13 protein-coding genes are annotated in these 13395 nt (G+C 44.8%); 9 read left to right on the forward strand and 4 right to left on the reverse strand.

Translation table 11 applies throughout. The features are described from left to right. The first annotated feature begins 164 nt into the window (after window positions 1–164). The 9 genes from BACPLE_RS15055 to BACPLE_RS15095 all read left to right on the forward strand — a co-directional run bounded on the left by BACPLE_RS15055 (window position 165) and on the right by BACPLE_RS15095 (window position 9373). On the forward strand, window positions 165–353 hold the full coding sequence (locus BACPLE_RS15055) for a DUF6722 family protein (RefSeq protein ID WP_007563494.1): 189 nt from the start codon (window positions 165–167) through the stop codon (window positions 351–353). Window positions 354–748: 395 nt separating this feature from the next. Then, window positions 749–2059 (forward strand): anaerobic C4-dicarboxylate transporter family protein, encoded by a 1311-nt coding sequence (locus BACPLE_RS15060; RefSeq protein WP_007563495.1) that lies wholly within the window; start codon window positions 749–751, stop codon window positions 2057–2059. 268 nt (window positions 2060–2327) lie between these two features. Continuing rightward, window positions 2328–2987, forward strand: coding sequence for a LysE family translocator (locus BACPLE_RS15065; RefSeq protein ID WP_007563496.1), 660 nt, complete (start codon window positions 2328–2330; stop codon window positions 2985–2987). 6 nt (window positions 2988–2993) lie between these two features. Next, on the forward strand, window positions 2994–3539 hold the full coding sequence (locus tag BACPLE_RS15070) for a DUF4924 family protein (protein ID WP_007563497.1): 546 nt from the start codon (window positions 2994–2996) through the stop codon (window positions 3537–3539). A gap of 13 nt (window positions 3540–3552) precedes the next feature. After that, window positions 3553–4410, forward strand: a complete 858-nt coding sequence (gene rfbD, locus BACPLE_RS15075; RefSeq protein ID WP_007563499.1) for a dTDP-4-dehydrorhamnose reductase — start codon at window positions 3553–3555, stop codon at window positions 4408–4410. Between the two features lie 2 nt (window positions 4411–4412). Continuing rightward, entirely contained in the window at window positions 4413–5984 is a 1572-nt protein-coding gene (locus BACPLE_RS15080) for a peptide chain release factor 3 (RefSeq protein ID WP_007563501.1), read from the forward strand. 267 nt (window positions 5985–6251) lie between these two features. Further along, entirely contained in the window at window positions 6252–6626 is a 375-nt protein-coding gene (locus BACPLE_RS15085; RefSeq protein WP_007563503.1) for a BlaI/MecI/CopY family transcriptional regulator, read from the forward strand. A 4-nt stretch (window positions 6627–6630) separates the two neighbouring features. Beyond that, window positions 6631–8271, forward strand: a complete 1641-nt coding sequence (locus tag BACPLE_RS15090) for a M56 family metallopeptidase (RefSeq protein ID WP_040313328.1) — start codon at window positions 6631–6633, stop codon at window positions 8269–8271. 49 nt (window positions 8272–8320) lie between these two features. Next, on the forward strand, window positions 8321–9373 hold the full coding sequence (locus BACPLE_RS15095) for a DUF4837 family protein (protein ID WP_007563508.1): 1053 nt from the start codon (window positions 8321–8323) through the stop codon (window positions 9371–9373). 170 nt (window positions 9374–9543) lie between these two features. Here BACPLE_RS15095 and BACPLE_RS15100 read toward each other — a convergent pair whose 3' ends face one another. From BACPLE_RS15100 to BACPLE_RS15115, 4 genes are all read right to left on the reverse strand, one after another. Next, window positions 9544–10875, reverse strand: a complete 1332-nt coding sequence (locus BACPLE_RS15100; protein WP_007563510.1) for an MATE family efflux transporter — start codon at window positions 10873–10875, stop codon at window positions 9544–9546. 99 nt (window positions 10876–10974) lie between these two features. Then, entirely contained in the window at window positions 10975–11637 is a 663-nt protein-coding gene (locus BACPLE_RS15105) for a SanA/YdcF family protein (RefSeq protein ID WP_007563514.1), read from the reverse strand. Between the two features lie 251 nt (window positions 11638–11888). Beyond that, window positions 11889–12431 carry a 30S ribosomal protein S16 gene (locus BACPLE_RS15110; protein WP_007563517.1) on the reverse strand — a complete coding sequence of 181 codons (543 nt, stop codon included), beginning with the start codon at window positions 12429–12431 and terminating at the stop codon, window positions 11889–11891. 105 nt (window positions 12432–12536) lie between these two features. Continuing rightward, a complete protein-coding gene (locus tag BACPLE_RS15115) occupies window positions 12537–13385 on the reverse strand; it encodes an alpha/beta hydrolase (RefSeq protein ID WP_007563518.1) in 849 nt (282 codons plus the stop codon). Window positions 13386–13395 lie beyond the last annotated feature (10 nt).

Below are 13395 nucleotides of genomic sequence, written 5' to 3' on the forward strand. Positions count from 1 at the left end.
GAAAATCCTCGGAATTACGAAGAAAAATAAAAGTAATTGCGTGCGGTGCATTGGGAGGAATTTGCTTTTAGTTGGTGGATTGGATGAGGGGTAAGTAGTTTCTTAAAATAAAATAGAAAGGTAAGAATGATTGACTATTAGAAACAAAGTGTTATATTTGTCTCATGAGAAAAAAGTTAGGCAAATGGTTTTTGGATATAGCTAAGTATATGACTATAGCTGTGTTGCTGATCTCTCTTTTTAACGGGGTGAATGAATGGGCATGGTATATGTATGGACTTGTGGTTCTTGCCGTGTTGGTAACTCTTTTGACGGGACTTATGTTGCTTAAAGATAAGAAGGAGGATAAATAATGGGAGCAATTATTGTATCGGTGATGGTGATTGTTATTGCGCTCATCAGTTTGGCGTATTTTAATTACCAGGATAAGAAAGAAGCGAAAAAGAATATGCGATAATTTGAAAAAATAAGGGTGAAGAAGCTGTTTCAAAATTAATTGGGATTTTGAAACAGCTTCTTTTGTTATATCAGTTTATTATTGTAATTTAGTAACTGTAAATGGAAAATTCTCCTTATTATGAAAAAGATTTACTGGAAAGGTGTGAAAAGAAAAATCGGATGGTTCGTTGAGAGAGTCTTTGATTGTATCCTGATTTTTACGAACTGGTTAGGCTAAGTTCCATTGCATTTTTACGTTCCATTGAATATTAGTATCTTTGCACCTTAAATCTAAAAACTCTTTCTATTTATGTGGTTACAATTACTGTTTGTGTTACTGGCAATTATTGTCGGAGCGCGTGTAGGCGGCATCGGTCTGGGAGTCTTTGGAGGCTTGGGGCTGGCCGTACTTACTTTTGTCTTTGATCTTGAACCCACCACTCCCCCTATTGATGTGATGCTGATGATTGTGGCAGTGATTGCAGCTGCCGGTTGCATGCAGGCTGCCGGAGGGTTGGATTTGATGGTGAAATGGGCAGAGAAAATCTTGCGTCGCCATCCTCAGCGCATCACGCTGTTGAGTCCGCTGGTGACTTACCTCTTTACCTTCTTTGCCGGAACGGGGCATGTGGCCTATTCCGTACTTCCGGTTATTGCCGAAGTGGCTCGTGAAACGGGTATCCGTCCGGAACGTCCGATGGGGATTGCTGTCATTGCTTCCCAGCAGGCTATTACTGCCAGTCCTATTTCTGCGGCTACGGTGGCCCTGTTGAGTATGCTGGCTGGATATCACATTACTTTGTTTGATATTTTGAAGATTTCCATTCCCTGCACCTTGGTGGGTGTACTGGCCGGTGCGATTTATTCCATGCGGGTAGGTAAGGAACTGAAGGATGACCCTGTATATCAGGCACGCTTGAAGTCGGGCGAACTGTCGGGTGCCAATTATTGTACGGCTGAGGTGGCTAATCCTGGTAAAGCATTGACTTCTGTATTGCTGTTTTTAGGTGCCACGGTGGGCATTGTGCTGTTTGGTTCCATAGATAGCCTTCGTCCGTCGTTTCAAACCTCAGAGGGCGTAGTGGTGATGCAGATGGCGCACATCATTGAAGTGCTCATGCTGTCGGTAGCCGCACTGATTCTGCTGCTGACTGGCACCAGTGGGATGAAGGCCGCTAAAAGTTCAGTCTTCAATGCGGGTATGCAGGCGGTAGTGGCCATTTTCGGTATTGCGTGGATGGGCGATACCTTTATCTCCGGTAACATTGCCGTCATCAAAGAAAATATATTCGGTTTGGTAACTGATATGCCGTGGCTTTTCGGTATTGCGCTTTTTGTCATGTCTATCCTGCTGTTCAGTCAGGCGGCAACCATCCGTGCCTTGCTTCCTTTGGGCATGGCACTGGGCATTTCGCCCTATATGCTGATTGCCCTCTTTCCGGCGGTCAACGGGTATTTTTTCATCCCGAATTATCCGACGGTGGTGGCAGCCATCAATTTTGATACCACGGGTACCACCCGCATCGGAAAGTATGTGCTGAACCATTCTTTCATGATGCCGGGACTGATTTCTACCATTGTAGCAGTCGGACTGGGTATTCTGGCCGTACTCTTTGTGTGATAGAAACCCGAAAGTCTCCCTTCATTGAGGGAAAAACGGACTTGTTGGTTGTATGTCTCCCTTACGTGAACTTTACGTTTCTCCAGCCGGAGCTGTAAGTTTCCCGTAGGGGAGACATATGGTTTTGTGCCGGGAGACGTAAAAAATGCGGGAATGTCTTCCTGTTATTCCTTTAGGGTTTCTGAATTTGTTGTTTTTTCAGATATACTCTTAAGGATAATCGTATAAAAATGTAGGTACTTTCGTAAAAAAGTAGCATCTTTGCAGTATGAATTGGATTGAACAGGTTACTATACTTGATTTGTTGCTGAAGGGATTGATTATCGGCATTGTCGTGTCTGCTCCTTTGGGACCGGTCGGTGTGCTCTGTATTCAGCGTACGTTGAACAAAGGGCGCTGGTTTGGTTTCGTGACGGGAGTCGGGGCGGCATTAAGTGATATTTGCTATGCGTTGATTACGGGATACGGAATGAGTTTCATGGACGAACTCATCCTGAAGCATCATATTTTTCTTCAGGTGGTGGGCAGCATCATGCTGCTGGCTTTTGGTATCTATACCTTCCGCAGTAATCCGGTGAAGTCGCTTCGCCCGTCTTCGGGTACGCGGGGAACTTACCTGCACAACTTCGTTACGGCCTTTTTTGTCACCCTGTCCAATCCCTTGATTATTTTCCTGTTCATCGGTCTGTTTGCCCGTTTCTCATTTGTCATGCCGGGCAGTCCCATCGGTTTTCAGTTAGTGGGTTATCTGGCCATTATCCTGGGAGCATTGGGCTGGTGGTTCAGCATTACTTATTTTGTCAATAAAGTACGTTCACGATTTAATTTGCGCGGCATCTGGGTGCTCAACCGCATCATTGGTGTCGTGGTCATGATAGCGGCGGTGGTGGGAATCGTCCTGGCCATTGCCGGCAAATCTTTTTCTTGATAGGATATGTATATTTCTCAACAACTTAAAAAAAAGAATATCGCCGAATACCTGCTGTATATGTGGCAGGTGGAGGACTTGATTCGTGCCAACGGCTGCGATATGGAGCGCATCCGTAAGAATATCATCGAGCCTTATCCGGCTACCGACGAGCAGAAGAAGGAACTGGCCCGCTGGTATGAGGACTTGATTAACATGATGCAGCAGGAAGGGGTGCTGGAAAAGGGTCATGTGCAGATTAACAAGAACATCATCGTCTGGCTGACTGACTTACACCTGCGTTTGTTGCGTTCGCCTAAATTCCCTTATTACAGTGCGGCGTATTACAAGGTGCTTCCTTTTATTGTGGAACTGCGTGCCAAGGGTGGCGACAAGGACGTGCCTGAACTGGAGACTTGCTTTGATGCCATGTATGGGGTACTGATGCTGAAATTGCAGAAGAAGGAAATCAGCGAAGAAACCATGAAGGCGGTGAAAGCCATCAGTGACTTGCTGGCGATGCTGGCCGGATATTATATTAAGGATAAGGAAGGCGATTTGGAACTGGATTAAAACATCACAGAACATGAAAAAGATATTAGTGACGGGAGCCAACGGACAGTTGGGCAATGAAATGCGTCTGCTGGCAGAAAAGCACCGGAATTTTGAGTATTTCTTTACCGATGTGGCGGAGTTGGATATCTGCGATGAACAGGCGGTAATGGAATTTGTATCGGCTCATCAGATTGATGTGATTGTGAACTGTGCAGCTTATACGGCAGTCGACAAGGCGGAGGACAACGTGGAACTCTGCGACAAACTGAATCATGTGGCTCCGGGCTATCTGGCCAAGGCGGCACAAAGCCGTAACGGCTGGCTGGTGCAGGTGTCTACGGACTATGTGTTCGACGGTACAGCCCATGTCCCTTATAAGGAAGAAGATACACCGTGTCCGAATTCCGTATATGGCTCTACCAAACTGGCTGGTGAGCAGGAAGCGCTGAAGCAGTGTCCCAATACGATGGTGATTCGTACGGCATGGCTGTATTCTACGTTTGGCAACAATTTCGTGAAGACCATGATTCGCTTGGGGCAGGAGAAAGAAACGCTGGGAGTTATCTTCGACCAGATTGGTACGCCGACTTATGCACGCGATTTGGCTCAGGCCATTTTTGTGGCACTGGAGAAAGGTATCGTGCCGGGTATTTATCATTTCAGCAACGAAGGCGTGTGCTCCTGGTATGATTTTACCAAAGCTATCCATCGTCTGGCAGGTATCACTACTTGTCATGTGTCTCCGCTTCATACAGAGGATTATCCTACGAAAGCTTGTCGTCCGCACTATTCTGTGCTCGACAAGACCAAGCTGAAGAAAACCTACGGCGTGGAAGTGCCTTACTGGATGGACAGTCTGGCAGAATGTATTGAAAAATTAAAACAATAAATATGGCAAATCAGGAAATAGCAAGAAGACGAACATTTGCGATTATCGCGCATCCGGATGCCGGTAAAACCTCGTTGACGGAAAAGCTGTTGCTTTTCGGTGGACAGATTCAGGTGGCCGGAGCCGTGAAATCAAACAAGATAAAGAAAACTGCCACGTCCGACTGGATGGACATCGAAAAGCAGCGTGGTATCTCGGTTACTACCTCCGTGATGGAGTTTGACTACCATGACTATAAGATTAATATCCTCGATACACCGGGTCACCAGGATTTTGCCGAAGATACGTATCGTACTTTGACGGCAGTGGACAGTGTAATCATCGTGGTGGACGGAGCGAAGGGTGTGGAAACACAGACCCGTAAGCTGATGGAAGTCTGCCGTATGCGTAACACGCCGGTGATTATCTTCGTCAATAAGATGGACCGTGAGGCTAAGGACCCGTTCGATTTGCTGGATGAACTGGAGGAAGAACTGGTTATCAACGTGCGCCCGCTGACGTGGCCGATTGAGAGCGGTCCGCGTTTCAAGGGTGTGTACAACATCTACGAACAGAAACTGAATCTTTTCCAGCCTTCCAAGCAGGTGGTGACGGAGAAGGTGGAAGTGGACATCCATACAGAGGATTTGGATAACCATATCGGTACACCGCTGGCTGAAAAGTTGCGCAGTGAGCTGGAACTGATTGACGGGGTATATCCGGAATTCAACGTAGACGATTACCTGAAAGGAGAACTGGCTCCGGTGTTCTTTGGTTCGGCTTTGAACAACTTCGGTGTGCAGGAATTGCTCGACTGTTTTGTGGAAATTGCGCCAAGTCCGCGTCCGGTACAGGCAGAAGAACGCGAGGTGCAGCCTGAGGAACCTAAGTTTACCGGTTTCGTGTTCAAGATTACGGCCAACATCGACCCGAACCACCGTTCGTGTGTAGCCTTCTGTAAGGTATGTTCTGGTAAGTTTACCCGTAACACGCCGTACCTGCACGTACGTCATAACAAGACCATGCGCTTCTCTTCACCCACGCAGTTCATGGCACAGCGCAAGACTACAGTGGATGAGGCTTGGGCTGGCGATATTATCGGTTTGCCGGATAACGGTACGTTTAAGATTGGCGATACGCTGACTGAAGGTGAACTGTTGCACTTCAAGGGATTGCCGAGCTTCTCTCCGGAAATGTTCAAGTACATTGAGAATGCCGATCCGATGAAGACCAAGCAGTTGAACAAGGGTATCGACCAGCTGATGGACGAAGGTGTGGCACAGCTGTTTGTCAACCAGTTCAACGGACGCAAGATTATCGGTACGGTAGGTCAGTTGCAGTTTGAGGTTATTCAGTACCGTCTGGAAAATGAATACAATGCGAAGTGCCGTTGGGAACCGTTGAGTCTGTATAAAGCCTGCTGGATTGAAAGCGATGATCCGGCTGAACTGGAAGCTTTCAAGAAACGTAAGTATCAGTATATGGCGAAAGACCGTGACGGACGCGATGTGTTCCTGGCCGATAGCGGTTATGTGCTTCAGATGGCACAGATGGACTTTAAGCACATCAAGTTCCATTTCACCAGTGAGTTCTAAGGAAGACATAAGATGTAAACATAGAAAAAGGCAGGAAAGTGAATCGCTCTCCTGCCTTTTTTATGTTCTTAAATTGGGATATTTACTGAATGTTCCATTTTAGTTTTGGCATGTCTGTCAAAATCTGCTTGTGTTTTCAATAAATCGTTTGGATATTTTATCTTTATTATTAATTACTATTAATATTAGTAGTTCTACTAAAACTTTTAGTTGTTTGTCTGATAATTTTCATATCTTCGTGTAGTATTAATCTTAAATGAGCTGTTTATGAAGAAACTGACACCCAAAGAAGAAGAAATAATGAATATTTTATGGACCCATGGTCCTTTGTTTATTCGTGAAATGTTGGCATTCTATTCAGAACCGAAACCCCATTACAATACAGTAGCTACTCTGGTGAAGCTGTTGGTAGAAAAAGGCTTTGTCAGTTATCGGGCGTTTGGAAACACCTACCGTTATGAAGCAAAAATAACAGAAAATGAATACAAGGGTTCGGCTATCGGAGAGATTGTTTCTCAGTATTTTGACAATTCTTATACCAAGGTGGTTTCTCAGTTTATTGAAGATGAGAAAATGAATCTGGATGAACTGAAGCAGCTGATAGCTCAGATAGAGCGGGGGAAGAATAATCGTAAATCTTGAACCTATGGTAGCCTTTTTAATCTATCTACTGAAAAGCTCTTTCTGCCTGACATTGCTTTATGGATTCTATAAGTTGCTTTGTGCTTCGACCACTCGCTTTTCTTTGAACCGATGGGTGCTGGTGGGCGGAATGCTGACTTGTCTGTTATTGCCTTTTGTTTCTCTGGAATTAGAGCATGAACCCTTAGTGCAGTCTCCTTTTATACTTATGGAGGAATGGAAACAGCCTGTTGATGTAGTATCTGCTTCCGCTACCGGCATGGTGAAGACTACTCAGAAGGAAACCGATTATTGGGGTTGGCTTGTGTTATCGATGGCAGTTTATCTGTCGGGGTGTGTCTTCATTCTTTTGCAATGGGTTGTAGGCTATATCCGTCTGTTCCGTTGGATAAGTCGGCAGGAATATAAAGAATGTAATGGATTTCGATGGGTGTTGTACGATATTCCTGTCCGTCCTTTTAGCTGGGGAACGTATATCGTCATGAACAGTCAGGAGTATGAAAAATATTCTCCGGTCCGTTTGCATGAGGAGATGCATTGTCGGTATGGGCATTGTTATGACAATCTGTTGATACAGTTTATCCTAATCTTTCATTGGTGGAATCCGTTGGTGTGGAAACTGAGGTATGAACTTAATGGTGTTCATGAGTATCAAGCTGATGAAGGTGTGTTGAATCAAGGCGTCGATATAAAAACATATCAATTATTATTGGTGAGAAAAGCAGTGGGCTCAAGGCTCTACTCTATGGCTTGCGGTTTTACTCACAGTTCACTTAAAAAACGTATATCTATGATGTCGAAAAGAAGAAACAGTAAGTGGGTCCGGCTACGTGTTTTGTTAGCCGTACCTTTGGCTGCAGGGGTCGTGTATGCCTTTGCGAGGCCGGAAGTAAAAGAAACGGTGGCGGATTATGGCGCAGCTCTTCAAACAAAGAATCAGGGAAAAGAAAAATCCGGGTATTCAGTACAGCAGCAGAATACAGACAACCTGATGCTGGATCATATTTCGTCGGAAAAGGCGTATGTGTTGGAATTGTATTGTAACCAGCGGAATCAGTTTCTTTTCGGACCTGAAAAGCCTATTTCAAAGAAGAAGCTTGTTGATTATGAAACTATGATGGACGAGACCAAGAAGCAGTTGAAAGACTCTTTCGTCAAATTGTATTCTGAACAGAAAGAGGAAATGTTTCCTATTGTTGTCCGTATTGTAGCAGACCGCAATGCGAAGATGGGAGCTATTACTGCCGCCAAGCAGAAATTGGTAGAAGCGTATGATGAGGTCAGACGGGAGCTTTCGAAAACTTATCCTCAGGAATTAGTGAATGAATGTCTGATTCCCCGTTTCTATTATGCTTCCCCGAAAGCATATGCGGATGTACCGGCAGGTGTGGCCGATAAGAGTGTTCCGTTGCCGGGATATGAAGTCCGTTTTTTGAAAGATAATGTGATAGTAGGTGAGTTGGAGGATTTTTCACTGGATGAACTTTCTTCGAAAATCAAGCAGTGGTGTAAGGGAAATAAGGCTGAAAACTTTTCTGTGTCATTGAAGGTACCTTCAGATGCTTCTGAAGGAGTAGTATATGATATCAAGCAGGCATTACGTGAAGGATATATGCTTAAACTGAATCTCATGAATGGTTTTTAGAATTGATCCGTGTAATTAGTCTGTATTTGAAAACTTAGTTTTAGAATTTATGAAACGTTTTGTCTTTTATTTAAGTCTTATATTCGTTGTATCGGTGTTTGCTTCTTGTCAGAAGGATGGTAAAAGTATTGTTACTCCGGTGTCCAGTGGTCGCCCTTATGAGGTGTTGGTGGTCGCTGATGACAAATGTTGGAACAGTCCGGATAGTGCGCTTTTCCATGTACTTGATACCGATGTACCGGGATTGCCCCAACCGGAACGTTCTTTCCGGATTTCGAGAGTTCGCCCGGAGTATTTTGACCGTAGTACCCGTCTGTTCCGCAACATCATTATTGTGGATATTCAGGCTATCTATACTCAGACTAAATTCAAGTATACCCGTGACGCGTATTCTTCTCCACAAATGATTATGACTATCCAGTCGCCGAATCAGGAAGAGTTTGCCGAATATGTATCCAAGAATGGACAGGTGATAATTGATTTCTTTACCCGTGCAGAAATGAACCGGGAAGTAAAATTGTTGGAGAAGAAGCATAATGATGTCTTGTCTGCCAAGGTGCAAAGTTTGTTTGACTGTGATATATGGATGCCGGTAGAACTGGCTTCGTACAAGGTGGGTCAACAGTTCTTGTGGGCTTCCAGCAACCTGAATGATTTGAACTTTGTTATCTACACTTATCCGTATACCAGCAAGGAAACTTTTACAAAGGCATATTTCATAGAGAAACGAGATTCTGTGATGAAAGCCCACATTCCGGGAGCAAAAGAAGGTATGTATATGGTGACTGCTGATTCCATTTTTGTAGAAGCTCGAAACATTGCAGTGCAGGGTGATTATGCATATGAAGTACGCGGTTTGTGGGAGATGGAGAACGATGCTATGGGAGGTCCTTTCGTTTCACATGTTCGTGTGGACCGTACGAACGGTCGGATTATCGTAGTAGAAGGTTTCGTCTATAATCCGGGAAAACTGAAACGTGACCAGATCCGTAAACTGAATGCTGCCCTTTATACGTTGAAACTTCCTCAGGAGAAAGGGATGGGAGAACTTCCTGTAGACAATCAGATTTCGGAAAAAAAGGTGATGAAAGACAACTTATGAAATATAGCACATTATCATGTCGTTGATTGGTATCCTGTTATAAAAGCATTATATCGGAATTTCCCCTGTTGGGGCTGCCAAACCTTATTTACGGGGGAATATCTAGAGATATAAAAAAGCCAACTAATACGCAATGATTTGCATGTGAATTAGTTGGCTTTTTTATATCCTTAAATTTGCTTCCTTTGCCAGCTTCCCTTTTTCAGGTAGAGATAGCTCAGCAGACCGATAGCTCCGGCATACACGTGTTCAGCGAACCAACATACGGCTACATCCATTTTCAGAAGAAGAATAACCGTGACAATAAAAATCAGGTAGCAGGTCAGGGCTACTATTTCCAGCAGGAAGGCAGAGCGGGTATCACCCGTACCGGATACGGACTGGAAGAAAATGAATCCGGCGCATTGGAAGAGGTAGCTGGAGCAGAGTACCCAAAGGGTAGGGACGGCGGCTTCTACCAGGTCGGGCATGTCGGTGTAGATGCGGAGTATATACGTAGGCAGACAGGCTATTAACAGAATAACGGGCCAAACAATGCAGGTGCAGAGTCGCACATGCTGCCGGATGGTGGGCATGACGTAGCGCGCTTCTCCGCTGCCAATCAGGTTGCTGACCAGGGAACTGCAGGTGGAAGCAAAGGCCGTAATGGTCATAAACGGGATACTTGATACGTTACGTACAATGTTGGTGATGGCCAGTGAGCGTTCGCCCAAATGCTCAATAAAGATAAAGAACAGAAACCAGGTACTGATAGAGACCGCATTCTGTATCATGGTCCACAGTGATACGCTCATGATGCGTTTCAGTTCTGTCCATCGGAAACTTACCAGTTGGTTCAGTCCGTATTTGGTGCAGTCTACTTTCCGTGTGGTGTAGACAATGAAAAAGAGCATGGACACCAGTTCTGCCAGTGAAGAGCCGATGGCTGCTCCGGCAATACCTAATGCCGGAAATCCTAATTTCCCGAATACCAGTATATAATTGAACACCACGTTCGATGTTACCATGACGATAGAGTTGAGCGTGAGTGTCTTGGTTTGTGTGGTACCTACAAAGAAAGCACGGAACATGATGGCTACAAACGAAAAGAAGAATCCGAATACACGCCAGTTGATGTAGCTCACTGCCGCCTCACAGATGCGTGGGGAGGCCACCACGTGCGACAATATCCAGGGAGAAAACAGCCGGGAAAGGGTGAACATGATCAGTGCCATGGCCAGCAGGAAATAAATTCCCTGATAGAAGATGGAACCGATCATCCGGAAGTTGCCTTCCCCGTTGCGGCGGGCAATCAGTATCTGCGAACCGATGCTGAAGCCGAATCCCATCATGAAAATAGCCAGATAATACACTCCGGCAATGGCCGAAGCTCCCAGTTCTACTTCGCCTACACGTCCCATGAAAGCCGTATCCGTCATACCGATAAGCTGTTCCATAATCAGACTGATCAGGATAGGGTAGGCCACTTTCCATATTTCTCCATTGGTGTATTTGGTATGCATAAAAAGAGTATTTTCGTTTGGAGTGTAAAATTACAACAAAACCTTTACACTTTAAATATAAATCTCTTTGTGTCTTTACAAGCAGGTGTGGAGGTCAGGCTAGTTTATTTTAATCGGATCTCCTAAGAAATGAGGTTGTTTGTCTGTAAGGATGTCCCAAACAAGTTTTGTACGTGCAAGTAGTTCGCGCAACTGTACTTTTATTCCTTTTCGGAAAGAAATATCTTTTGCATTAAATCCTATGGCATCTACACCTTGCCAGTTTGCCAGGCAGATGGCGCGTGCATTATGGAACTTTTGAGATATGACCGTAAACTCTGACAGTCCGAATACCTTGACAGCCCTGACTACAGAATCAAGTGTACGGAAGCCGGCATAGTCCAAGTGGATGTCTTGTTCTGGAATCCCTTGTTTGATGAGATCTCCTTTCATCAGGTCTGGTTCACTGTATGATTTATGACGATTATCCCCGCTGATGAGTATCTTCTTTATTTTACCAGCTTTGTAGAGATCTACGGTAGCATTGATGCGATTATAATAGAATGGATTTCGTCTTTTAGTATATCTGCTTATCGGGTTGGTCCCTAACAATAGTCCGATTTTTCTTTCCGGGATTTTGGAAACAAATGCATATGTGTGGTTACGACTGACGAGTTCTACGTAAATATGGCATGCCAGAATCAAAATCATTGTAAGTGGGAAAATGCATATTGCTACGCTTACTAAAATAATTTTCTTGGTATGTTTGCTTAATGGTTTCATTGTGTTCTTTGATAGAATGGAGAGGTGATAAAGAACTGTGCAGAAAGCAGATAGGATGTGTTTTTCTTTTGTAGAACTTTTCTGTTTTGGGTTTCGGGTAGTCTCGGGGCAAAATATTATATATGGCTCCGACTAAAATTAAGAATAGAAAACTGAAAAACAAATATTTCTATTGCTAGTGTCCGGATAAAAGAAATCTCTGGAAAGAAACAGATATCGAGTCTTTCCAGAGATTTTTTTGTAGAAGAAAATTAAGCTTCAGCAGGAGCTTCTTCAGCAGCAGGAGCTTCTTCTGCGTTTGCAGCAGCTTCAGCTTCAGCCTTAGCAGCAGCTTCAGCAGCTTTCTTTTCAGCTACCTTCTTAGCGATTTCTTCGTTTACTTTCTTTTCAGCTTCCAGACGTGCTTTAGCTTCAGCTTTCTTAGCTTCTTCTTCCTTAGCCTTCAAAGCAGCCAGACCTGACTGTTTGTTTTCTTTCCAAGCGTTGAATTTAGCTTCAGCCTGTGCTTCATCGAATGCGCCTTTAGCTACACCGCCCAGCAAGTGTTTCTTCATGTAAACACCTTCGCGAGACAAGATGTTGCGTACTGTGTCAGTAGGCTGTGCACCTACCATTACCCAGTGTAATGCACGTTCAAAATTCAAATCTACTGTGGCAGGATTGGTGTTCGGATTGTAAGTACCAATTTTTTCAGTAAATCTACCATCACGTGGTGCTCTTGCATCTGCAATAACAATTGAATAGAACGCATATCCTTTGCGTCCGTTTCTTTGCAATCTGATTTTAGTTGCCATTTTTTAATTTAGTTTTTAATGTAAATGATTTGAATTATGCTAATAACCCGTATTAGCGGGTGCAAAGGTACAACTTTTCTTTTGTTCTACAAAGAGTTGCGCTAATTATTTGTTGATTTCGCGCAGCCATTTCTCCAGTTCGCCCGTCCATTGGCGTTTGTAGGGGAAGCTGTCGTGGTATCCCCAGCCGTGTCCTCCTATCGGATAAGTGTGCAGGCTGGCAGGAACTTTGTTCTTGACGAGGGCTGTGTAGTAGTTCACGCTGTTGGCCACCGGTACTACCGTGTCATCGCTGCTGTGCAGAATGAAGGCAGGGGGTGTTTGCGGAGTAACCTGCAATTCATTGGAATATTTCTGTTCCAGTTCCTTTGAGGGATTTTTTCCCAGCAGGTTGTCGTGAGAACCCATGTGAGTGTAAGCAGGGTCCATGGTGATGACCGGGTAGAAAAGAATCTGGAAATCCGGGCGAGTTTCCGCATCGGTGAAATGAGTGGCGGTGGTGCTGGCCAGATGTCCTCCGGCTGAAGAACCCATGATGCCCAGTTTTTTTACATTCCATTCCTGAGCGTGCTGGCGCATGATGCGCAGAGCCTGTTGTGAATCGCTCAGAGGCACTTCATTGTGTCCGTTGGGCATGCGGTAGCGGAGCACGGCATACGTAATGCCCTGGCTGTTGAACCAGTCGGCCATGCTTTTCCCTTCGTGGGCCATGGCCAGATGTGAGTATCCTCCTCCCGGACAGGCTACGATGGCCATTCCGTTCCCTTTTTTAGCCGGATAGACGTAGAGAATGGCTTCTTTTGTATAACTTGGAGAATCGGTATCTCCATTCTTTTCTTCTGTGATGCCGTTGTCATTAGGGGCACCGTTGGGCCATACCTTCATTTCAATCGGCTGTTGTGCGAAGAGCGTGCCCGACATAAGTAGCAGGCCCATTAGTAGCAGTGTTTTCATGTGTGTGATA

The sequence above is a fragment of the Phocaeicola plebeius DSM 17135 genome, assembly GCF_000187895.1.
Lineage (GTDB): Bacteria > Bacteroidota > Bacteroidia > Bacteroidales > Bacteroidaceae > Phocaeicola > Phocaeicola plebeius.